A 22,687-nucleotide genomic window follows, 5' to 3' on the forward strand; every position below is an offset into this window, starting at 1 on the left:
GACGACAACCCCGGCCGGACGTCGAAGGGAGAGCGGCCCATGGCAGGAGACGACGCGAGGCGCGCTAGCGCGTGTCCGGACGAGAAGGACGGCGTTGCCGTCGCGACACCAGAGGGTACGGGCGAGAAGGACGGCGCCACCGGCGCGGCGGCCGGCGCCGCGGGCGCGCAGGCCGAAGTCGTGACGGGGCACCAGGGCTTCTCCGCCCTGGCGGGGCGCATGGCGGCCCTGGCCGACACCTCCCTCGACCTCGAGCGCGACCGCGCGGCCTCCCTGGGCAGGACCTCCACGACGCTGCTCCTGTGCATACCGCTGCTCGCCGCCGTCGAGGTGGCTCGCCTCTTCACGGGCTCGGGCTCCTACATCCTGGGCATGGCGCCCTTCGCCGCCGCCTACCTCGTGGCGCTGCTGCTCCTCGTCGCGAGCTTCATCCTCGTGGCCGCCTCCAGGCTGAGGCCCGGCGACTCGGGCACCCCCGACCCCAAGATGCTCGCCCGCAGGCTCGACGGGCTCGACGGCGCCCCCGCGACCGGGCCCGCAGGCGGGCGCGCGACGGCCCCGGACGAGGACGTCCGTGCCGCCAAGCTCTACTGCGAGTCGCTCCAGGGCGCCTACGAGGCGCTCCGCAAGACCAACCAGGACGTCTCCGCGACGCTCAAGACGTCGCTCGGGCTCCTGATCGGCTCCATCGGCATCTGCGCCCTGCTCGCGATCGCGAGCTTCGTGTTCTCCCTGGTCGTCTACGGCATACCCCTTCTCTAGGGGTCGCCGCGCGCTTCGAGGGGCGCCCCGCGCGCCCAGTTAGGAGCCTGGTATGAAGATCGAGCAGTCCAAGGCGGTGCGCCTCGTCGGCGGCGTCATCGCCATCCTGCTGGGCGCGGCCGTCCTCTCCAACCCCTACGGGTCCATGCTGACCGTCACCAAGCTGCTGGGATGGGCCGTCCTCGTGTTCGGCGTCGTCTCGCTCGCCGCGGCCTTCGCGAACCTCGAGGCGATCCTCTCCCAGGCCGAGCTCTACGTCGGCATCCCCTGCACCCTGCTCGGCCTGGCGATCGTGACTCAGCCCGGCTTCTTCGTGGCCTGGGTCTTCCTGCTCCTGGGCGTCTTCGTGATGGTGGCGGGCCTCAACTCGCTCTTCGCCGCCAACGCCTCGCGGGCGCTGGGGCTGCCCGGCGCGAGCCTGGGCCTCGCGGGCGCCGTCGCGACCGTCGTCTTCGGCGCCCTCGTGATGCTCGCGCCCCGCGCGATGGCGAGCTTCTCGATGGTCGTCTGCGGCGTGGCCCTCGTCTTCGCGGGCGTTGTGAGCGCGGCCGGCGCCCTGGGCGACCTCCGCGGACGCTAGCGCGGTCACCCGACGAGCGCCTCAGGCCGCGGGCTCCGGCGCCGGAGCGCCCAAGGCGCCCGAAGCCACCGGTCTCCGTACGGGCAGGGGCCGGCCGCGGCGCTAGCCGCGGCCGGCCCCCCCTTCTCCCAGGTCCTTCTCCCCCACGCCTAGCGGGCGATCTCCCGCACGGCGGCGACGGCGGCGTCGACCTCCTCCTCCGTGCTGTACCAGGAGAAGCTGAAGCGCACGACGCCCTGCTCGACCGTCCCCAGCGCGCGGTGCATCCTCGGCGCGCAGTGGGCACCTGGCCTGGTGGCGATGCCGTAGCGCTCGCCGAGCTCGTCGGCCACCGCCGAGGAGCTGTAGTCGCGCACGTTGAGCGACACGATCGCACAGCGCTCCGCCGCGTCGAAGTCGCCGTAGACCGTGACGCCGTCGATGGCGCGGACCTGCTCGTAGAAGCTCCTCATGAGCCCCTCCTCGTGGTCCCCGATGGCCTTCACGCCGACTCGCTCGATGAAGTCGAGCGCCGCGGAGAGCCCGGCGATGCCGTGGCTGTTGAGCGTGCCCGCCTCGAGGCGCGTCGGATACTCCTCGGGCTGGGTCTCCGAGTAGGAGTGGACGCCCGTGCCGCCCACCTTGAACGGGCGGATCTCCACGCCCTCGGCGACGCAGAGGCCGCCCGTGCCCTGGGGCCCCATGAGGCCCTTGTGGCCGGTGAAGCAGACGACGTCCGCGCCGGTGCCCTCGAGGCTGACCTCGTGGCTGCCCGCGGTCTGCGACGCGTCGACGACCACGAGGGCGCCGGCGGCGTGCGCGATGTCGACGACGCGGGCGACGTCGACCATGTTGCCCGTCACGTTCGAGCCGTGGGTCACCGCCACCAGCCTCGTGCCCGGGGTGACGAGGCGCTCGAGGTCCTCGTAGTCGAGGTTGCCCCGCTCGTCGGCGCGCGCGAAGGCGAGGTCCGCCCCGCGCTCGTCGCGCAGGCGGTAGAGCGGCCTCAGCACGGAGTTATGCTCGAGGTCGGTGCCCACCACCCGCGCGCCCGCGTCGACGAGGCCCATGATCGCCACGTTGAGCGCCTCGGTGGAGTTGCTCGCGAAGGCCACGTGGTCCGGGCGCGGGCAGCCGAGGAGCCGGGCGAGCTGCTCCCTGGCGACGTAGTCGACCCGGGAGGCGGCCAGCGACGCCTTGGTCGCCCCGCGCGAGGCGTTGCCCATCGTCTGGAGCGCCCGCGCGACGGCCTCCGCCACCTCGGGCGGCTTGCGCATGGTCGTCGCGGCGTTGTCTAGGTAGATCATCGCTTCTCCTCCCTAAGAGAAAGGGAGGGCGAGCAGGCCTCGCCCTCCCGTGGGTTCTCGCGCGGACGCGCCGCCCGGGCCGCACCCGGCTGCGCACCGCCAAGGGGCCGTCCGCTACGGCCTGATGACCACGGAGGCCTCGAGCTGCTTGCCGGCGATGGCGTACATGTTGGTGACCTCGCCGACCGCGAGCTTCTCGGTCAGTCCGTAGTAGTTGAGGCAGATGCCGCAGGACTGGATCTCGACCCCGGCGGCGGCGAGCTGCTTGAGGTCGTCGAGCGCGGGCGAGCCCTCGCAGGTCATGCGGACGCCGCTGTTGTAGAACAGGATGGTGGACGGCAGGACGTCCTCCTGCGTCAGGGAGTAGATGAAGTTCTTGAGCAGGCTGTGGCCCAGCTCCTCCTCGCCCGTGCCCATCATGTCGGAGGAGATCACGACGACGGCCTTCCTCTTGGAGGGGTCGGCGAAGTCGGCGTCGGACTCGCTCGCGGGGGCCTCGGAGCCGCTGACGGTCAGGGTCGCCTCGAAGTTGCCGTCCTCGAGCTGCTTGGACTCAAAGCCGTAGCCCTTGTCGGACGCGAGCTTGGAGAGGTTCTTGACCGCGATCTCGTTGTCGACGAGGGTCTTCACGACGCCGGCACCCTCAAGGCCCTTGATGGCCTTGACGGTCTTCACGACGGGCGTGGGGCATGCCAGCCCGATCGCGTCCACCTCGACGGCCTTCTCGCTCATGTACGTTCTCCCTTCTAGCTGAAGTTTGGCTTTACCAGCACACGGACGCCGTCGACCATCTTGGAGATGTGGCAGGCGTCGAAGTACTCGAGGTAGAGCTGGGCGTACTTGCGCGAGACGCCCAGCTTGGTGCGGAAGTCGCCGATGGCGACGGTGCTCGACTCGGCGAACATGCCCATGAAGGTCGAGAGGGCCTTGGCGTAGGCGCTGCGGTGCACCGAGGTCGTGGGCGAGAGCGCCACGAGCGTTCCCCGCTTGAGCATGTGGGCCATGACCTCGTTGAAGGTGCCGTGCCTGTCCTGGAAGGCCTGGGTGACCTCCTCGTTGGTGGGCGGCTCGAGGTCGGCCTTGAGGTAGAACTCGTCAAGCTGGTCGAGCATCTTGCGCTGTACGTCCGTGAAGGTGGGCTCGAAGCCCGGGATGCGCACGATGCCGCCGGACTGCTCGATGACCCCGTGGGCCTGGAGCCAGTCGATGAGCGCGTTGGCGAGCGACTGGCTCTTGGGGTAGATCCTCTGGCGCAGCTCGCCGAGGCTCATGCCGTCGTCCAGGGTGTGGGTCCTGTGGTAGTTGCCGACCAGCTTGGCCGTGGCGGCGGAGAGCTCCTGCAGGGCCTCCTCGCTCACGTAGCCCTGGCCGATCCGCTCGATGGAGCCCTGCTCCACGAACTTGTCGAGGGTGGTCTGGACGCTGCCTTCCGACATGCCGGCGAGCGAGGCCACCTCCGCGACCGAGAGCGGGTGGATGCCCGCGTCGAGCACGATCTGGCGGGCGCGGTCCTCCGGAGCCCACGCGAGGTGGGCGAGGTGGGCGAGGACGCGCTGGTCGTTGCGACGCAGCTTGCGGCTGGTCGGCTCGAGGATCTCGCCGCCACCGACGGTCACCACGGGCGAGAAGAACCGGACGATGAACTTGTCCTGGTTCCTCATCGTCAGCTCCTTGTTGAGGGTGAGCTGGGCGAAGCAGCTGTCGCCGGCCTCGAGCACGTCGCGGTCGAGCAGGCGGACCTTCGCCATGAGCTCCTGCGTGCCGTGGTAGAAGTGCAGCTGGGAGGAGTTGCGCACGTCGTAGGGGCTGTCGGGCAGGAGGTTGAGCCTGACCGCGACCTGGCTCGCCTGCAGCATCGACTCCGGGGCGGCCACGGTGCAGCCGCGACGGATGACGGAGGTGTCCACGCCCGTAAGGTTGACGGCGACGCGCATGCCGGCGTAGACCTCCGGCTGGGCGACGTTGTGGGTCTGGAGTCCCCTCACCTTGGCGGTGAGCTCCTGGGGGTAGACGTCGGCGACGTCGCCCATGCGCAGCGTCCCGTCCACGAGGGTGCCGGTCACGATGGTGCCGAAGCCCTTCTTGGTGAAGACGCGATCCACCGGGAGGCGGAAGGGGTTGTCGGTGCGCTTGAGGTCCGCGTGCTCCACGATCTTCACGATCTCGCGCTTGAGCAGCTCGATGTTCTCGCCCGTCTCGGCGGACACGGGGATGACGGGGGCGTTCTCGAGGAAGGTGCCCTTGACGCGCTCGCGGGTGTCCTCGGTCACGACCTGCAGCCAGTCGTCGTCCACGAGGTCCTTCTTGGTGAGGACGATGATGCCGCTCTTGACGTCGAGCAGCTGGAGGATGTCGAGGTGCTCCTGCGTCTGAGGCATGAAGCCCTCGTCGGCCGCGACGACGAGCAGGACCACGTCGATGCCCGTGGCGCCGACGATCATGTTGCGCACGAGCTTCTCGTGGCCCGGCACGTCGACGATGCTGGCGTCCTGGCCGTTGGGAAGCTCGAGCTGCGCGAAGCCGAGGTCGAGCGTGATCCCGCGGCGCTGCTCCTCCTCGAGGCGGTCCGTGTTGACGCCCGTCAGGGCGCGCGTGAGCCAGGTCTTGCCGTGGTCTACGTGGCCAGCGGTTCCGATGACGACGTGCTTCATCGCTCAGCACCTCCCGCGGGCGGCTCCTCGCCGCCGGCCTGCGCGATCTCGGCGAGGGCGGCGCAGACGCGCTCGACGTCGCCGTCCATGATGGTGCGGGCGGAGAGGAGCACCTGCTCCTTGCTCACGCGCGCGACGATCGGCGTGGGCGCCTCGCGGAGGCGTCGCTCCAGCTCGGCGGGGGCAAGGCCCGCCACGGTCACGCTCACGGCGTAGCCGTCGAGAAGGACGTCGGGCAGCGAGCCGCCGCCGGGCTCGTCCTTCACGGCGACGACCTCGTGCTCGACGCCACCGATGGCGGCGATGGCCTCGTCGAGGGCCTCGGCGCGACCCCTGAGCTCGTCGGCGGTCATGGATAGCATCCGCACGACGGGTACCTCGCGGCGCGCGAGCCTGGGATCGCGGCAGAGCTGCATGGTCATCTCGAGAGCGGCTAGCGAGAGCTTGTCGATGCGGAGCATGCGGGTGAGCTGGTTGGCTCGGATGCGCTCGATGAGGTCGCGCCTGCCCACCAGGATGCCGCCCTGCGCGGAGCCCGCGAGCTTGTCGCCCGAGAAGCACACGACGTCCGCGCCGTCCCTGAGGACGCCACGGATGGTCTCCTGGTTGTCGAGGCCGGCGACCTCGTTGGGGAAGAGGGGCGCTGAGCCCATGTCGTACAGGACGAGGGCCCCGGAGTCGCGCGCGAGGTCGGAGAGCTGCGCCACGGAGACGGACTCCGTGAAGCCGATCATCGCGAAGTTGGAGGGATGGACCTTGAGGAGGGCGGAGGCGCCCTGTTCGCCGATGGCGCGGGCGTAGTCCGCCTCGTGGGTCTTGTTGGTGGTGCCGACCTCGATCAGGCGGGCGCCGCTCTGCACCATGATCTCGGGCACGCGGAAGGAGCCGCCGATCTCGACCTGCTCGCCGCGCGAGACCGCGACGCCCTGGCCCTTGCAGAGCGTGTTGAGCATCAGGAAGACGGCGCCGGCGTTGTTGTTCACGACCATGGCCGCCTCGGCGCCCGTGATCTCGCAGATGATGCGCTCGACGTGGTTGTAACGCGAGCCGCGCTCGCCGCGCTCCAGGTTGTACTCGAGGTTGCAGTAGCCGGCGGCGACCTCGGCCACGTGCTCGGCCACGGCCTCGCCGAGCGGCGAGCGCCCGAGGTTGGTGTGCAGGACCACGCCGGTCGCGTTGATGACGGGGCGCAGGCTGTAGGCGCCGCGGTTCTCGAGCGTACGGGCCACGGCCTCCGCGACCTTCTCGGGCGGGTCGATCTCTGCGAGCTCGCCGGCGAGCACGCCCTCGCGCAGGGACTGGAGGTGGCTGCGGGCGGCGTCCTTGATCTGGTCGTGCGTGAAGTCCGCCTCAAGTCGCACGAGCGGCTCCTCCGCAAGCAGGACGTCCACCTTGGGGATTTGCATCAGAAGCCTTTGATCCATCCGAACCTCCAGACAAGCGCAACTAAAAAAAGCGGTACCCAAATATACTATTTGGGTACCGCTGAGGCTTTGGCGGGAGCAGGTGGGAATCGAACCCACCCGAGCAGCTACAACTGCTCACACTGGTTTTGAAGACCAGGAGGCACACCAGTTACCCTTCTACCCCCAAAATGCTCTCCCCCTCCGAACCCAGAGAGCGGCGACGTGCTTTTACACACCGGCACCGACGCTGGCTATACTACCCCAGGAGGTGGAGCACCTGAAATCCGAGAACGATTATATTAAACGCGATGACTATTGCAAGCCCCCAATCACGTCAGCGGCGATCCGGTCCCACGACATCGCGCTCACGTCGCAGTCGGGTGCAGGCATCGCCAGGGCCTCCACGAGGGCGCGGGCGACGCGCTCCGAGAAGGCCGGCAGCTCGGCCGCAACCGGCTCGTCGACCCCCGCCATCCGGGGCGGCTCGACCCAGACTATCGGGGCGCCGGGCACGTGGCTCGCGTACCAGGGACGCAGGCCCGGGAGGTCGCTCACCACGTCCTTGCAACCGCAGGCGAGCGCCTCCCCCACCACGAGCGGCAGCCCCTCGTAGAAGGAGGGCAGCACGTAGACCTCGGCAGCGCGGTACTCGTCGGCCAGTCGGTCCTGGGGCAGCTTGCCGAGGAACTCGATCGGCCAGCGGCAGGCCCGGGCCCGCGAGACGATGGCCTCGAAGTCCTCGCGGTCGGCGCCGGCGGCACCCGCCATCCTGACCTCCAGGCCGCGGACGCCCTCCGGCAGCATCTCGGGCGAGATGAGGTCGAGCGCCTCGACGAGGCTCATCACGCCCTTCTTGCTCCAGATCTTGCCCGCGTAGCAGATGCGCCCGCGCCGGCGTGCAGGCGTTCCGGCGCCGCCGCGCGAGAAGAGGCGGGTGTTGATGCCAGCGCCCACGACGTGGATGCGCCTCGGATCCACGCCGAGCTCGTCCGAGATGCGGGCCGCCTGCGCCTCGTGCAGGGCGAAGACGGCGTCGAGCGCACGGACGTCCCGGCAGATCCGCTCGCGCTCGAAGGGGATCTGCGCGAGCTGGCGCAGGCCCGTCGAGTGGCATACGGCCCCGACCGGCAGGTCGGGCGCGCACTCGCGCACGAGCGCCGTGACGAGGTAGAGATGGTGGCAGACCACGACGTCGGGGGCGAACTCCTCGAGCGCCTGGCGGATGCGCGCCGTGAAGGCGCGCTCGAGCAGCCCGGCCATCTCCGGCGTGAGGTCGCGGTAGCGGGTCGCCGGGTAGGGCATCACGTCGGACATCCCGCAGACGTGGAAGGGGAGCTCCGGCGTGTCGAACCTCACGGGGTAGACGCGCGCGGCAGAGGGCAGGGTCGGCGTCCCGTCCTCGGCCCCGAGGCCGCAGACGACGGCGGCCTCGTGCCCCATCGCGATCTCGCTCCTCACCGTCTCGGCGAGGTAGATGCCGCTGCCGGTGGTGTCGGGCTTCTGCGCCGAGACGTTGAGGACGCGCATGGGTCTCCCCTTCCTGGCCCGCCTTCCGGGCCTAGACGATGCGGACGAAGCAGTCCCGCTTCTCCTCGAACTCGCCGACCACGTTGGAGTCGATGCCCTCAGCGGAGAGCACGTCCTGGAACTCGTCGGCCTCGTCGGGGCCGATCGCGAACATGAGGCCACCCGAGGACTGCGGGTCGAACAGCACGTCGGCCGCCACCTGGGGCAGCGCCTCGGAGACCCTCACGCGGTCCGAGAAGTAGTCGTGGTTGCGGTAGGTGCCGGCCGGGATGATGCCCATGCGTGCGAACTCCTCGACGTCGTCCATCAGGGGCACGTCCTCATAGCGGAGGACGGCCGTGAGGCCCGCGCCCTCGGCCATCTCGCAGAGGTGGCCGGCCAGGCCGAAGCCCGTGATGTCGGTGCAGGCGTGCACGTCGAAGTGGTGGCCCACCTCGGCCGCGTACTTGTTGAGGGTGCTCATCTGGCGGTAGAGCTCGGTCATGTCGGCCTGCTCGAGCAGCCCGCCCTTGACGGCGGTGTTGAGGATGCCGGAGCCGACCTTCTTCGTGGCGACGAGCAGGTCGCCGGGGCGCGCCGCGCTGTTGGCGAGGATGTCCTCGGGCCGGGCGAAGCCGGTGACGCACATGCCGTACTTGGGCTCGTCGTCCACGATGGTGTGACCGCCCGCGATCGTGCAGCCGGCCTCCACGGCCTTGTCGGCGCCGCCGCGCAGCACCTCGCCGGCCATCTCCACGCCGAGGCAGTTGGGCCAGCACAGGAGGTTCATCGCGATCTTGGGCTCGCCGCCCATGGCGTAGACGTCGGAGAGGGCGTTGGCGGCCGCGATCTGGCCAAAGAGGTAGGGGTCGTCCACCATCGGAGGGAAGAAGTCCACGGTGCCGATCAGGGCCGTCTCGTCGTTCACCTTGTAGACGTAGGCGTCGTCCGCCGTGTCGTAGCCGATCAGCAGGGCGGGGTTGAAGACGTTGGGGAGGTCGCTCAGGACCTGAGCGAGGGCGCCGGGCGCCATCTTGGCGGCTCAGCCCGAGGCCGCGGTCATCTCCGTAAGCTTCTTCGCGACGTGCTTGCTCATGGGTGATCCCATCTCGCCTCCCGCCTGGCGGCGGGCAACTATAATCTGTACCTATAAACAGTACCCCATGGATATCATTTCCATGCTAATGACATCCGCGAGAAGCGAGGACCACCATGCCACTCTCACCCAAGAAGAACACCCTTATCGTCGCCTTCGACCGCACCACCGACGCGATGGCCATGGAGGCCGCCTGCGAGCGCGACGGCGTGCCCGGGCGCATCATCCCCATGCCGCCCCAGATCTCGGCTGGCTGCGGCATGGTCTGGAAGGCGGACCCCGCCGACAGGCAGCAGATCCTGGACGAGATGGAGAAGGTCGGCCTCACGCCCTCGTCGCTCCACGAGCTCATGCTGTAGGTCTCCCAAGCGTCACCCTCGCGCATCGTCCCATGTTACGCACGTCGGTCGCCCCCGCGCTTCGCGGGGGCGATTACCTTTTGACGCCCCCGCCGGGGCGCCGGTCGAATTCACCCGCGAGCTCCTATGCCAAAGGCGATACTGGCTTGTTAGGACAATATGACAAGGACCTGGGGGTGGTCGCGTGGACATGTGGAAGGCGCAGGTCTTCCTCAAGGCGGTCGACACCGGCAGTCTCTCGAAGGCGGCTCGCTACTTCGGCTACACCCCCTCCGGCGTAAGCCACATGATGGACGCCTTCGAGGGCGAGATCGGCTTCCCGCTCCTGGTCCGCAGCAAGCAGGGCGTCTCCCCCACCCCCAACGCGGTCAGGCTCATCCCCCTCATCCGCGACGCCTGCGGCAAGGACGAGCAGCTCACCCAGGTCATCTCCGAGGTCAAGGGGCTCGCGACCGGCACCCTGCGCATCGCCTCGTACGCGAGCGTGGCGAGCGAGTGGCTGCCCGAGGTCATCGCCGCCTTCCACAAGGACTACCCCCGGATCAAGATCCACCTCTTCGAGGGCGTGTGGCAGGAGGTCGCCAACTACCTCGCCAACCGCCAGGCGGACATCGGGTTCTACAGCTACTTCCCCACCATCCCGTACCGCTGGGTCTTCCTCAGGAAGGACCCCATGATGGTCGCCATCCCGCCGAACCACCCCCTGGCGGCCCAGTCCTCCGTCAGCCTCGACCAGCTCGCGGACGAGACCCTGATCTTCCCGGCCTACGGCGCCGACGTGGACGTGCTGAGGCTCATCGAGGGCTCCGGGGTGAAGGTCGAGTACAGCATCTCCACCCTGTACAACTACCCGGCCTTCCGCATGGTCGAGCAGGGCCTGGGCCTCGTCATCACCAACCGCCTGATCACCCAGGGCCTCTCCACCAAGATGGCACTCCTCCCCGTGGAGCCTGCGAGCTCGATCGACCTGGGTATCGCCATCCCCGCCGAGAGCGAGAACACGCCGGCCGTAGAGCGCTTCGTGACCTACGCGCAGCGGATCATCCCCCAGCTTCCCTAATCCTGAGGCAGGACGGCCGCAGGTGGCAGGACAGCCCACGTCCCGCGCCGACGCGGAGCGGGGGGCTCTTGTGCCGAAATTCTGTAACACATGGTTATCTAAATAACAAGCGTTCTGTGAAATTTCCTCATAACGTTCGTGCAACCTTCAATATTCCGTAACAATCTGGAAGCACGTACACTTCCAATAGACGAAATTCCTTTCTGATTATTTTATTTCGTCTGGTCTCGGCTAGCGCATTGCCCGTCTAGGTATGCGAAGGGAGGTGTACGAGATGGTGATTACCAACAACCCCCTCCTCAGGGACGCCAAGGGCGTCGAGTTCGTGGAGGGCGGCTTCAGGGACGTCCTCGTGAGGGCGAGGGACCTCACCTACCTGGGGCACGAGCTCATCACCCACCCGCTGTTCGCGAGCCTCGGGATGATGTTCTCCCCCTTCAGGTCCATCGTCGTGAGCGACCGGCCTGAGGGCTTCTCGCCCGAGCAGGCCCAGCTCGCCGAGGACTCCATCGCGAGCTATGACCTCGCGACCGAGGGCCGTCGGCGCATCGAGCGCAACGACGCGGACTACGCCCGGATGGACCTGGAGCTGCTCCAGGCCGCCCTCGAGGAGTGCGGCGAGGCCGGAGGCAGGGTCAGCCTGTGCGCCTGAGCCGGGCCAGCCCCACGCAGTTCTGCAAGGCCAGCAAGGCACGAGACACGTGAAGGAGATGTTGACACATGCGGCTTGAGGAAGACCTTATCCACATCAAGAACGTTGACGTCGGCGAGACGTGCGAGGTGCGCGACGGCGTGCTGTACGTCAGTCCTGAAGAGGTCAAGCAGGCAATCATGCAGGACTCCAAGGTGACGGATGTCACGGTGGACTTCGCCCGCCCTGGCGAGCACGTCCGCATCATCCCCATCAAGGACATCATCGAGCCCCGCTACAAGGAGGGGCGCCCCGGCTTCCCGGGCGTCACGAGCAAGTACGTCCAGGCCGGCGACGGCAAGGTCTCCGTGCTCAAGGGCGCCGCGGTCGTGACGGTCGGCGACGTCGTCGGCTTCCAGGAGGGCGTCGTCGACATGTGGGGGGAGGGCGCCAAGTGGACGCCGTTCTCCAAGACCTACAACATCGTCGTCGACATCAAGACGGTGGACGGCCTCGAGCCGCACGAGCGCGAGACCGTGATGCGCCTGGCGGGCCTGCGCGCCGCCGAGTGCGTCGGCCAGGCCGCCAAGGGCGTCGAGCCCGACGAGACCAAGGTCTTCGAGCTGGGAACCCTCGCCGAGGAGAGCGCCAAGTACCCCGACCTGCCGAAGGTCGCCTACGTGGAGATGACCATCTCCCAGGGCCTGCTGCACGACGTGTACTTCTACGGCTGCGACGCGAAGCTTCTGCTCCCCACTTGGCTGCACCCAAATGAGGAGCTGGACAACGCGGTGGTCTCGGGCAACTGCGTGGCTGCGTGCGACAAGATCACCACCTACCAGCACCAGAATAACTCGCTCATCGAGGACCTGTACGCACAGCACGGCAAGACCATCAACTACATAGGCAACATCCTCTCCCCCGAGCTCACGACCCTCGACGGCAAGTTCCGCACCTGCGACTACACCGCCAAGCTCTGCTGCGAGCTCGGCGCCGACGGCGTGATCGTCTCCGAGGAGGGCTACGGCAACCCCGACTCCGACCTCGTGATGATCGCCAAGCGCCTCGAGGACAAGGGCGTCAAGACCACGCTCGTCACCGACGAGTGCACCGGCTGGGACGGCAAGAGCCAGGCCCTGGCCGACACCTCCAAGGAGGCCGTCGCCGTCGTGTCCACCGGCAACGTGAGCAAGGTCGTGCACCTCGGCGTGCCCGACAAGGTCCTGGGCGACCCGCTCGCCGTCCAGACGCTGGCAGGCGGCTGGCAGGGCTGCATCGACGAGGAGGGCAACATCACCGTCGAGCTGAACGCGGTGATCGGCTCCACGTCCGAGATCGGCTACCACAACTGCACCGTTGAGCTGCTCTAAGGAGGGACTGGCATGAGCGACAAGAAGATCCTCTACTACGTCAACCAGTTCTTCGGCCAGATCGGCGGCGAGGAGAAGGCGGACGTCGCCCCCTCGTTCGTGGCCGAGAAGGTCGGCCCCGCCGCGGGCTTCGAGGCCCTGGTGAAGGACTTCGCCGAGGTCACCGGCACCATCATCTGCGGCGACAACTACTACAACCAGCACGAGGCCGAGGCGCTCGAGGCCATTCTCGGCTACGTGCGCGAGCAGAAGCCCGACCTGGTCGTCGCCGGCCCGGCCTTCCTCGCCGGCCGCTACGGCATGGCCTGCATGGGCGTGTGCCGAGCCGTCGAGAAGGAGCTCGGCATCCCCGCCTTCACCGGCATGAACGTCGAGAACCCTGGCGTCGACCTGGGCCGCGCCGACGTCACCATCGTCGAGACCGGCAACTCCGCCGCCGACATGCGCAAGGCGCTGCCCAAGTACGCGGCGCTCGCCCGCAAGGTCCTCGCCGGCGAGAAGATCACGCCCGAGGCCGACGGCTACTTCGCCCACGGCATCCGCGAGACGATCTTCTCCGACAAGCGCGGCTCCGAGCGCGCGGTCGAGATGCTGCTCAAGCGCCTGGCCGACCAGCCCTTCAAGACCGAGCTGCCCATGCCGCAGTTCGACAGCGTCGACCCCGCCGCGCCCATCGCCGACCTCTCGAAGGCCACCATCGCCCTCGTCACCTCCGGCGGCATCGTGCCCAAGGGCAACCCCGACCACCTTCAGTCCGCCTCCGCCCAGCAGTGGAACAAGTACGACGTCAGCAGCGAGAAGGACTTCAAGGCCGACTTCTGCACGATCCACGGCGGCTACGACCCCACCTACGCCAACCTGGACGCCAACCGCGTCGTGCCGTTCGACGTTCTGAGCGACCTCGCGGACTCCGGCGTCATCGGCGGCGTCTACCAGTACTTCTACACCACGACCGGCACGGGCACCTCCGTCGCAAACGGCCGCAGGTTCGGTACGGAGATCGGCCGTGAGCTCAAGGAGGCCGGCGTCGACGGCGTGCTCCTCACCAGCACTTGAGGCACCTGCACTCGTTGCGGTGCAACGATGGTAAAGGAAATCGAGCGCTACGGCATCCCCATCGTCCACATGGCCACCATCACGACCATCTCGCAGTCGGTCGGCGCCAACAGGATCGTCCCGACCGTCGCGATCCCCTACCCCGTCGGTAACCCGACGCTCGGCGCAGCCGACGAGTACACGCTGCGCAAGGGGCTCGTCGAGAGGGCGCTCAAGGCCCTCCAGACCCCGGTCGACGGCCCGACCCAGTTCTAACAGGGCCCCAGCCAACGCCGCTCCCCGAAGGCGGGGAGCGGCCCGCGCGGTTGTCCCGCGCTCAATCATCCCGGCGGGGTGCTCGTCCTCGGACGCACCCCGTCGCGGCATTCCTGGCCGAAAGAGGACGCCAGCCGTCCTCACTCCTGATGGGCGACATCTATGACAAAGAAATCAAGCATCGCTAGGGTCATCGGGTTCTGCGGCTCGTGCATCGCCTTCTACATCGGTGCCGGGTTCGCCACGATGCAGGAGGTCATGCAGTACGAGGCCTCCTACGGCTCGCTCTTCATGGTGGTCATCCTGGTGGCGGCGGCCATCTACGTCTACACCAACCTCTCCTTCACGAGCAACGGGAGCGAGCGCCACATCGAGAAGGGCTCCGACATCTTCACGCTCTACTGCGGCAAGTACATCGGGACCTTCTACAAGTACTTCACCTCCTTCTTCTGCTACATGTGCTTCATCGTCATGTGCGGCGGCGCCAACTCCACGGCCACCCAGCAGTGGGGCCTGCCCAACGGCGTCGGCGCCGTCGTCCTCACCGTGGTCGTCGTCGCGACGGCGGTCTTCGGCCTCGACGGCATCGTGAACGCGCTCGGCAAGATCGGGCCGGTCATCATCGTCTGCCTGCTCGGCGTCTCGATCGCCACCGCCATCACGGGCCTCCCGAACTTCTCCGCCAACCTCCAGGCGGTCGACGCCGGCAAGTACGACCTGGTGCAGGTCGGCGGGGGTAACCCCTTCGCCTCCGGGGCCTCCTACGGCGGCTTCGTGATCCTGTGGTTCTCGACCTTCCTTGCCGAGATGGGCGCCAAGAACGACGAGCACGAGGTCAACAAGGGCGTCCTGCTCTCCACCATCTTTATCTTCGCGACGGCCGCCATCTGCTGCGTCGCGCTGATCTCCCACATCGACATCACCGCCTACGCCGACATCCCCACCCTGATGCTGGCCAACACGATCAACCCCGCCTTCGCGCAGGTGCTCTCGATCATCATCTTCTGCGGCATCTACACCACCGCGGTGCCCCTGCTCTGGAGCGGCGTCAGCGCCATCTCCCGCGAGGGCACGCCGCGCTACAAGCTCCTGATCGTCGTCGGTGGCGTCATCGGCTGCGTCGTAGCCTGCTTCCTGCCGTATAAGGGCCTGGTCAACGTCCTCTACGGCCTGAACGGCTACCTCGGGTTCATCCTGATCGCCTTCATGATCGTCTACGACATCCGCAGGCGCATCTCCCGCAAGGGCCAGGCCGACAAGGTCGAGGCCTAGAGGCTCAACCGCCTTCGAGGTTGGCCTACGCGCCCAAGAGGCCCCGTCCAGGACGTCACGTCCTGGACGGGGCCTTCCTCTTTCCGCCCGGGCCGTCTCGGTCCGCCTCGCGCTAGCGCGGCCGCTGCAGTTTCTCGTGCCGTATGCTGCATCTCCGGGGCTCGCGCACGGACTCCGCAGGCCTTGGAGCGCGTCGGGCGGACGAAACGCCACCTAGATAACGTTCCGGGATGGGCTTCCTGGGCAAGCGTCCCGCCCATGGCCTGGTCTCGCGGCGGGTCGGAGGTGGCCCGGCGCAAAGCCATGCACAACGCGGAATTCTGCAGCACCTGTCCCGAGGTCTTGCAGAACCCAGCCCAGGTGTCGCACCGACCGCCTCGCACAAGCGGCCGAAGGCCTCCTTTCTCCCGACGACTCGCAGTCATCCCTACTCAAGACCCCGACGCCCCTCGGGCACCCGAGCCCCCCCAGAGCGCGCTTGCCATTAGCCCCTACGTAGGAGAAAGGGGCCCGGGCTCAGGCCCGGACCCCTAACTGACCCGCTTTGCGGGATTAGTGCGTTGTCGCCGAGAGGCGCAGGCTAGGCCTTCTGGGCCTCCGTCTGGGGAGCTGCCTCCTCGGCCTCGCCCGCGACGGCCTCGTCAGAGGACAGGGCCTTAACGAGCGAGAACATGACCGCGATCATGATGAAGATGAACGGGAACGCGGCCGCGATGGAGATGGTCTGCAGCGGCTTCAGGCCACCGGCGATCAGCATGCCGACTGCCATGACGGACTGGATGATGCCCCAGATGAACATCCTCTTCTTAGGCGGGTTGAGGTTGCCGTTGGTGGAGAGCATGCCCAGGACGAAGGTGCCGGAGTTGGCCGAGGTGATGAAGAAGGTGCAGAGCAGCACGATGGCGACGAGCGAAATCACGGCGCCGAGCGGGTAGTGCTGCAGCACGATGAACAGGCCCGTCTCAGGCGTGGCAGCGATCTGCTTCAGCGCGTCGAGGGCGACGGTGCCGACCATGCCCAGGTGGACGCCGAGGGAACCGAAGACAGAGAACCAAACGATGGAAGCGACGGCGGGAACCAGGACGACACCGGCGACGAACTCGCGGATGGTACGGCCCTTGGAGATGCGGGCGATGAAGACGCCCACGAACGGTGCCCACGCGAGCCACCAAGCCCAGTAGAAGATGCGCCAGCTGAGGACCCAGCTATTGTCACCGTAGGCGGAGAGGCCAAGCGAGTCGTTGATGAAGTACTGCAGATAGGCGCCCGTACCGCCGATGAGGTTGTTGAGGATGTCCAGCTTCGGGCCCACGAGGAAGCACACGAGCAGCAGGCCGACGGCGATGTAGAGGTTCAGGTCGGAGATGACCGAGATGCCCTTGTCGATGCCGGCGACGGCGGTGCCGATGTAGATCACGGAGATGATGGCGATGATGATGATCTGGACCATCAGGTTCGAGGGCAGGCCGAAGAGGAAGTTGAAACCGGCGTTGATCTGCATGACGCCGAGACCCAGGGAGGTGACGACGCCAGCGACGGTGGCGAAGACAGCGAGGACGTCGACGAGCTTGCCGAGCCAGCCCTTGGTCAGCTTAGTGCCGATGAGCGGCTCGAGGGTCGTGGAGACCAGGCCGGGCTTGTGCTTGCGGAACTGGAAGTACGCGAGCGCGAGGCCGATGATCGAGTAGTTGGCCCACGGCGTGAAGCCCCAGTGCATGAAAGACGCCCTGAAGGCATAGAGTGCCGCCTCGGGGCTGCCGGCGGCAGCACCGTTAGGCAGGTTCTCGGCCATGAGGTGGCTGATCGGCTCGGAGACGCCCCAGAACACGAGACCGACGCCCATGCCGCAGCCGAACAGCATCGCGAACCACGAGACCGTTGAGTACTCAGGCTTGGAGTCGTCCTCGCCCAGCTTGATGCCACCGAACTTCGAGAACGCGATCGCAAGCGCGAACACGACGAACGCGAACATCGCGGCCATGTAGAGCCAGCCGAAGTCGACCGTGAAGAACGAGAAGATCGCGTTCGACGCCGCGCTGAAGCTCTGGTTGAACCCGACGGCCCAGACCACGATCACCGCGCAGATGATCAGGGACACGATAAATACCGTGTTATCTGCTTTCTTTTCCGTTTCCATGAGTTATCCCTTTGTCAGTGGGGCTAGGCCCCGCCTTACCTTCCCGATAGCCTCTTCTAGCTTGCCTTCCTGGCCTCCTCTTCTTTCCTTGCGTCCTGGAGCACCATCTCCTTGACCTTCATGAGGCGCACCTGGGTGCTGCGCTCGTTCTCGTCAAGCTTCATGGTGATCATCCGTATGTTCTCCTGCGCCTCGGGGATGATGACGTGCTCGAGGGCGTTGACCCTCCTGCGCGTCTTCTCGATCTCCGCGGCCATCAGCTGGCAGGACTTCTCTACCTCGGCGAGACGGAGCATGTCGGGCAGGATGTCCGCGAGCGACTTGACGGAGGCGTCGAGGTCCCCGGAGGTGAAGGCGAAGCCGTAGGAGTAGATGTCGTTGGGGTCGGAGGTGCGGGTCTTCGTGGAGAAGACCGGCACGTCGACGCTCATGACGTTCTTGGTCGAGCTGGTGAGGTAGACCTCCTGCTTGGGAGCCATGAGGGCGCCCTGCAGGGTCTCCTCGCTCATGCCCGCGCGAGCCAGGACGAGCCTGCGATTGGCGTCCTTTATGCCGCTCTCCACCTTGAGCCTGAGCTCCATGTTCTCCCTCACGAGGTCGAGGAAGCGGCGCATCAGCTCGTCGCGCTTGTCCTTGAGCAGGCGGTGCCCCTTGACGGCGGTCTCGAGGCGAGCCTTCTGGCGGGTAAGCTCCATGCGGGTGGGGTTCACGTGCGTTCCTGGCATCTATACCTCCTCTCTTCTGACTCTTACAGGACTGTCCGCGGTGCGTTCCACCCCGCTCTAGTCCTCGTCCTTCTTGTCGTAGTACTCGTCGAGCATGGCGTCAGGGATGCGCTTGAGCTCGGAGCGGGGCAGGATGCGGAGGAGCTTCCAGCCGAGGTCCAGGGTTTCCTCGATGGAGCGGTCCGTGTTGTAGCCCTGCGAGACGTACTGCTTCTCGAACTCGTCCGCGAACTTGGCGTAGATGAGGTCGATGTCGGTGAGGGCGGCCTCGCCGAGGATCACCATGAGCTCCTTGGCCTCCTTGCCGCGCGCGTATGCGGCGAAGAGCTGGTTCATGGTCGCGGCGTGGTCGGCACGGGTCTTGCCCTCGCCGATGCCCTTGTCCTTGAGTCGCGAGAGCGACGGGAGGACGTCGATGGGAGGCTGGACACCCTTGCGGTACAGCTCGCGGCTCAGGATGACCTGACCCTCGGTGATGTAGCCGGTGAGGTCGGGGATCGGGTGGGTCTTGTCGTCCTCGGGCATGGTGAGGATCGGGATCATCGTGATCGAGCCCTTCTTGCCCCTCTGGCGACCGGCGCGTTCGTACATCGACGCAAGGTCGGTGTACATGTAGCCGGGGTAGCCACGACGGCCCGGGACCTCCTTGCGCGCGGCCGAGACCTCGCGCAGGGCGTCCGCGTAGTTGGTGATATCGGTCATGATGACCAGGACGTGCATGTCCTTCTCGAAGGCCAGGTACTCTGCAGCAGTGAGGGCCATGCGCGGCGTGGAGATGCGCTCGACCGCAGGGTCGTTGGCCAGGTTGATGAACAGCACGGTCCTGTCGATGGCGCCGGTCTCCTTGAAGGAGGTCTCGAAGTAGTTGGCCTCCTCGAAGGTGATGCCCATGGCGGCGAACACGACGGCGAACTGGTCGTCAGTGCCGCGCACCTTCGCCTGGCGTGCGATCTGGGCCGCGAGCTGGGCGTGGGGCAGGCCGGAGGCCGAGAAGATCGGGAGCTTCTGACCACGGACGAGCGTGTTCAGGCCGTCGATCGCGGAGACGCCCGTCTGGATGAACTCGGACGGGTAGGCGCGGGCGGCGGGGTTCATCGGCAGGCCGTTGATGTCCATGCGGGCCTCGGGGATGATCTCCGGGCCACCGTCGATGGTGCGGCCCAGGCCGTCGAAGACCCTGCCGAGCATGTCGGTGGACACGCCGAGCTCCATGGCCCTGCCGAGGAAGCGGACCTTGCTGTTGGACAGGTTGATGCCCGTCGCGGACTCGAACAGCTGGACGAGGACGTTGGAGCCGTCGATCTCGAGGACCTTGCAGCGGCGCGTCTCGCCATTGGCGAGCTCGATCTCGCCGAGCTCGTTGTAGGTGACTCCCGAGACGCCCTTCACCAGCATGAGGGGGCCGGCGACCTCTTGAATGGTGCGATATTCCCTAGCCACTATCGCTCATCCTCCCCGTTGTCCAGACCGGAGACCTCTGCGGTGAGCGCAGCCATGGTCTGCTTGAACTCCGCGTCGACCTGGTCCTCGTGCACGTACTTAAAGCGGCCGATGCGCTCGCGGACCTCGAGCTTGACCAGGTCGTCAATCCTCGCGCCGGCAGCCAGGGCCTGCGTGCCCTGCTTGTAGTACTCGTCGACGAGCTTCATCATCGCGTACTGCTTCTCGAGCGACGTGTAGGTGTCCACCGGGTCGAAGGAGTTCTGGTGCAGGAAGTCCTCGCGGATACTCCTCGCGGCCTCCATCTTGAGCCTGTCCTGCGGCGACAGGGCGTCCATGCCGACCATCTTGACGATCTCGTTCAGGGAGGCCTCCTCCTGCAGGAGGTTCATGAGGTCCTGACGGGTCTCCATCCAGTCGGGGTGCACGTTGTCGTTGAACCACGGCTCGAGGTCGTTGAGGTACAGCGAGTAGCTCTGCAGCCAGTTGATGGCCGGGAAGTGGCGCTGGTAGGCGAGCTCGGCGTCCAGGCACCAGAACACCTTGACGATGCGCAGCGTCGCCTGGGAGACGGGCTCGGAGATGTCGCCGCCAGGAGGCGAGACGGCGCCGATGGCGGAGAGCTGGCCCTCACGCCCCTTGCTGCCGATGGAGATGACGCGGCCGGCGCGCTCGTAGAACTGGGCGATGCGGCTGCCGAGGTAGGCGGGGTAGCCCTCCTCGCCGGGCATCTCCTCGAGGCGGGCGGACATCTCGCGCAGGGCCTCAGCCCAGCGGGAGGTGGAGTCGGCCATCAGGGCCACGGAGTAGCCCATGTCGCGGAAGTACTCCGCGATGGTGATGCCGGTGTAGACGGAGGCCTCACGGGCGGCGACGGGCATGTCGGACGTGTTGGCGATAAGGACGGTGCGCTCCATGAGGGAGTGGCCGGTCTTGGGGTCCTTGAGCTCAGGGAACTCGTTCAGGACGTCCGTCATCTCGTTGCCGCGCTCGCCGCAGCCGATGTAGACGACGATGTCGGCCTCCGCCCACTTGGCCAGCTGGTGCTGCGTGACGGTCTTGCCGGAGCCGAAGGGGCCCGGGATGGCCGCGACGCCGCCCTTGGCGATCGGGAAGAACGCGTCGATGACGCGCTGGCCCGTGACGAGCGGCATGTTGGGCGCGAGCTTCTTGGCGTAGGGGCGACCCTGGCGGACCGGCCACTTCTGCGTCAGGGTGAGCTCGTGGTCGCCGTCGGCACCGGTGAGGACGCACACCGTCTCGTGGATCGTGAACTCGCCGGAGCGAATCTCCTTCACCTTGCCGGAGATGCCGTAGGGCACCATGATCTTCTGCTGGACGACCGGGGTCTCCTGGACCGTGCCGAAGACGTCACCGGCGACGAGCTCGTCACCCTTGGCGACCGTGGGGACGAACTCCCACTTCTTCTCCTCGTCCAGGGGCGGAACCTGCACTCCCCTGCCCAGGAGGTTGCTGCCGGTGGCCTCCATGATCTTGTTCAGGGGGCGCTGGATGCCGTCGTAGATCGAGCCGATGAGGCCGGGGCCCAGCTCGACGGAGAGCGGCATGTTGGTAGAAACGACGGGCTCGCCGGGCCCGAGGCCCTGCGTCTCCTCGTAGACCTGGACGGAGGCCTCGTCCCCGTGAATCTCAATGATCTCGCCGATCAGCTGCTCGTCGCTGACGCGGACGACGTCGAACATGTTCGCGTCGCGCATGCCGGAGGCAACGACCAGAGGTCCGGCCACTTTCTTGATTACTCCCGTGCTCATTGAGCGCTTCACCTTCCTCTCTTGCTAGTCCTTGCCGAACAGGATGTCGCTGCCGACCGACTGCTCGACTGAGTGTTTGACCATCTCGACCCCCACGCCGGTGTTGTTCTTGACTCCGGGAATGGGGATGATCGCGGGCAGGGGCTGCCGCGCGTACTTGTCGACCACGTCCTTGAGCGAAGCCGCAAGCTCCTCGGTTATGTAGATGATCCCGTAGCGCGACTCCTCCGAGGCGAGCTGGCGCAGCGTGGCCGCCGCCTCCGGGTCGTCCGTCGAGACGGGGAACAGGTCGAGGCCGAGGGCGCCAAAGCCATAGATGCTGTCGTAGTCGCCGATGACCGCGATCCTATCCATACATCTCACGCATCCTCTCGAGGGTCTCCTGCTCCGAGAAGCCGTTCGCCTTCGCGGTCACGATGATCCTCACGTTGCGAAGCTCGTTCTCCTTCGCGAGGTCGAACGCCACGATCGGACCGACCGAGACGCTGTTGGTCTTCTGGGGACGGAGCGCCTCGATGAGCTGGTTGTCGCACCAGCGCTCGAACTCCGAGTTGGAGCGCTCGAGCGCCTCGACGGCGTCCCTGAAACGGCCGGCCTCAAGGTAGGAGCGGAGCTCCGGCTCGCCCTTCACGGCAGCCTGAGCGATGCGCCTGACGTCCAGGTCGCGGCAGGGTGCCAGCGCCTCCTGCAGGAAGTGCAGGTCCTTTCCGGTGCGCACGGCCCTGAACGCGATCTTGATGTCCGCGCTCGAGACGTTCGCCTCGACGTAGTCAATCAGGATCTGGCTCTTGGACGCGTACGCTTCCTTGCGCATCTGAACGAGGCAGGCCTTGTCGAGGATCACGTCGCACCACTGGCCGTCTCCAGTCGAGGACATGACGTCGAAGGCGCGCGTGGCGGCCTTCCTCATGTCCTCGGGGAGCTTGGAGGTGTCGTTCTCCGCGAAGACCTTCTTGAGCTCCTCCTCGCCGAAGCCGGGCAGGTCGTAGTAGGCACGCCTGACCTCGATGTCGGAGCAGATCTCCTTGATGGCGCACTTGACGTTGTGGTAGTACTTCGGGCACGAGAGCACCTCGAAGACGACCGGGTCCACGCGCAGCTCGTGCATGAGGCGCAGGGTCTTGTCCTGCTCCTGGCTGATGAGCTCCTCGGGCTCCACCTGTCCGTTGCCGTCCCCCCAGCCCTTGTCGGCCAGGTAGCTCACGACGGACTTCACGTCGGGCATGCCGCACATCTGTCGGATGTCGTCGTCTGTGAGCAGGCCGCGTTCGAGCACCCTGATCCTCGCGACGGCAAAAATGTACTCGGTGTCCCTCATAGGCC

20 protein-coding genes and 1 tRNA gene are annotated in these 22,687 nt (G+C 66.9%); 8 read left to right on the forward strand and 13 right to left on the reverse strand.

Translation table 11 applies throughout. From position 1 onward, the window contains the following. Positions 1-39 precede the first annotated feature (39 nt). Both VXJ25_RS02130 and VXJ25_RS02135 read left to right on the forward strand, forming a co-directional pair. Complete coding sequence (locus VXJ25_RS02130; RefSeq protein ID WP_330957567.1) at positions 40-762, forward strand: hypothetical protein; 723 nt, start codon at positions 40-42, stop codon at positions 760-762. Between the two features lie 52 nt (positions 763-814). Continuing rightward, positions 815-1,342 carry an HdeD family acid-resistance protein gene (locus VXJ25_RS02135; RefSeq protein ID WP_330957568.1) on the forward strand — a complete coding sequence of 176 codons (528 nt, stop codon included), beginning with the start codon at positions 815-817 and terminating at the stop codon, positions 1,340-1,342. 149 nt (positions 1,343-1,491) lie between these two features. Here the strand turns inward: VXJ25_RS02135 and VXJ25_RS02140 are convergent, their stop codons facing one another. The 7 genes from VXJ25_RS02140 to selD all read right to left on the reverse strand — a co-directional run bounded on the left by VXJ25_RS02140 (position 1,492) and on the right by selD (position 9,287). Then, a complete protein-coding gene (locus VXJ25_RS02140; RefSeq protein WP_330957569.1) occupies positions 1,492-2,628 on the reverse strand; it encodes an aminotransferase class V-fold PLP-dependent enzyme in 1,137 nt (378 codons plus the stop codon). A gap of 114 nt (positions 2,629-2,742) precedes the next feature. Continuing rightward, positions 2,743-3,360 (reverse strand): sulfurtransferase-like selenium metabolism protein YedF, encoded by a 618-nt coding sequence (gene yedF, locus VXJ25_RS02145; protein WP_330957570.1) that lies wholly within the window; start codon positions 3,358-3,360, stop codon positions 2,743-2,745. Between the two features lie 14 nt (positions 3,361-3,374). Continuing rightward, positions 3,375-5,279: a selenocysteine-specific translation elongation factor gene (gene selB / locus VXJ25_RS02150; RefSeq protein WP_330957571.1), complete on the reverse strand. Its 1,905-nt coding sequence runs from the start codon at positions 5,277-5,279 to the stop codon at positions 3,375-3,377. Then, positions 5,276-6,703: an L-seryl-tRNA(Sec) selenium transferase gene (gene selA, locus VXJ25_RS02155; RefSeq protein WP_330957572.1), complete on the reverse strand. Its 1,428-nt coding sequence runs from the start codon at positions 6,701-6,703 to the stop codon at positions 5,276-5,278. The genes selB and selA overlap by 4 nt, the downstream gene beginning before the upstream one ends. 70 nt (positions 6,704-6,773) lie before the next feature. Beyond that, a tRNA-Sec gene (locus VXJ25_RS02160) sits at positions 6,774-6,870 on the reverse strand. Between the two features lie 127 nt (positions 6,871-6,997). Then, entirely contained in the window at positions 6,998-8,212 is a 1,215-nt protein-coding gene (locus tag VXJ25_RS02165) for a glycosyltransferase family 4 protein (RefSeq protein ID WP_330957573.1), read from the reverse strand. Positions 8,213-8,243: 31 nt separating this feature from the next. Continuing rightward, positions 8,244-9,287, reverse strand: a complete 1,044-nt coding sequence (selD, locus tag VXJ25_RS02170; RefSeq protein WP_330957574.1) for a selenide, water dikinase SelD — start codon at positions 9,285-9,287, stop codon at positions 8,244-8,246. Between the two features lie 116 nt (positions 9,288-9,403). Between selD and VXJ25_RS02175 the strand changes: the two genes are divergently transcribed. The 6 genes from VXJ25_RS02175 (at position 9,404) to VXJ25_RS02200 (ending at position 15,290) form a co-directional block, all read left to right on the forward strand. Continuing rightward, a complete protein-coding gene (locus tag VXJ25_RS02175) occupies positions 9,404-9,646 on the forward strand; it encodes a DUF3343 domain-containing protein (RefSeq protein WP_330957575.1) in 243 nt (80 codons plus the stop codon). 190 nt (positions 9,647-9,836) lie between these two features. Beyond that, complete coding sequence (locus VXJ25_RS02180; RefSeq protein ID WP_330957813.1) at positions 9,837-10,706, forward strand: LysR family transcriptional regulator; 870 nt, start codon at positions 9,837-9,839, stop codon at positions 10,704-10,706. A 274-nt stretch (positions 10,707-10,980) separates the two neighbouring features. After that, on the forward strand, positions 10,981-11,358 hold the full coding sequence (locus VXJ25_RS02185; RefSeq protein ID WP_330957576.1) for a GrdX family protein: 378 nt from the start codon (positions 10,981-10,983) through the stop codon (positions 11,356-11,358). A 68-nt stretch (positions 11,359-11,426) separates the two neighbouring features. Next, a complete protein-coding gene (locus tag VXJ25_RS02190) occupies positions 11,427-12,707 on the forward strand; it encodes a glycine/sarcosine/betaine reductase component B subunit (RefSeq protein ID WP_330957577.1) in 1,281 nt (426 codons plus the stop codon). Between the two features lie 12 nt (positions 12,708-12,719). Beyond that, positions 12,720-14,018, forward strand: a complete 1,299-nt coding sequence (locus VXJ25_RS02195; protein ID WP_330957578.1) for a glycine/betaine/sarcosine/D-proline family reductase selenoprotein B — start codon at positions 12,720-12,722, stop codon at positions 14,016-14,018. A gap of 162 nt (positions 14,019-14,180) precedes the next feature. After that, positions 14,181-15,290, forward strand: coding sequence for a YkvI family membrane protein (locus VXJ25_RS02200; protein WP_330957579.1), 1,110 nt, complete (start codon positions 14,181-14,183; stop codon positions 15,288-15,290). 580 nt (positions 15,291-15,870) lie between these two features. Here VXJ25_RS02200 and VXJ25_RS02205 read toward each other — a convergent pair. The 6 genes from VXJ25_RS02205 to VXJ25_RS02230 all read right to left on the reverse strand — a co-directional run bounded on the left by VXJ25_RS02205 (position 15,871) and on the right by VXJ25_RS02230 (position 22,682). Beyond that, entirely contained in the window at positions 15,871-17,388 is a 1,518-nt protein-coding gene (locus tag VXJ25_RS02205; protein WP_330957580.1) for a BCCT family transporter, read from the reverse strand. A gap of 95 nt (positions 17,389-17,483) precedes the next feature. Beyond that, on the reverse strand, positions 17,484-18,152 hold the full coding sequence (locus VXJ25_RS02210) for a V-type ATP synthase subunit D (protein WP_330957581.1): 669 nt from the start codon (positions 18,150-18,152) through the stop codon (positions 17,484-17,486). Positions 18,153-18,209: 57 nt separating this feature from the next. Beyond that, positions 18,210-19,592: a V-type ATP synthase subunit B gene (locus VXJ25_RS02215; RefSeq protein WP_330957582.1), complete on the reverse strand. Its 1,383-nt coding sequence runs from the start codon at positions 19,590-19,592 to the stop codon at positions 18,210-18,212. Beyond that, complete coding sequence (locus VXJ25_RS02220) at positions 19,592-21,364, reverse strand: V-type ATP synthase subunit A (RefSeq protein WP_330957583.1); 1,773 nt, start codon at positions 21,362-21,364, stop codon at positions 19,592-19,594. Before VXJ25_RS02220 ends, VXJ25_RS02215 begins: the two co-directional genes overlap by 1 nt. 24 nt (positions 21,365-21,388) lie before the next feature. Further along, positions 21,389-21,718, reverse strand: a complete 330-nt coding sequence (locus tag VXJ25_RS02225; RefSeq protein WP_330957584.1) for a V-type ATP synthase subunit F — start codon at positions 21,716-21,718, stop codon at positions 21,389-21,391. Beyond that, positions 21,711-22,682 carry a V0D/AC39 family V-type ATPase subunit gene (locus VXJ25_RS02230; RefSeq protein WP_330957585.1) on the reverse strand — a complete coding sequence of 324 codons (972 nt, stop codon included), beginning with the start codon at positions 22,680-22,682 and terminating at the stop codon, positions 21,711-21,713. The genes VXJ25_RS02225 and VXJ25_RS02230 overlap by 8 nt, the downstream gene beginning before the upstream one ends. Positions 22,683-22,687: the final 5 nt, after the last annotated feature.

This window comes from Olsenella absiana, from assembly GCF_036408855.1.
In the GTDB taxonomy this organism is placed as follows: Bacteria; Actinomycetota; Coriobacteriia; order Coriobacteriales; family Atopobiaceae; genus Olsenella_K; species Olsenella_K absiana.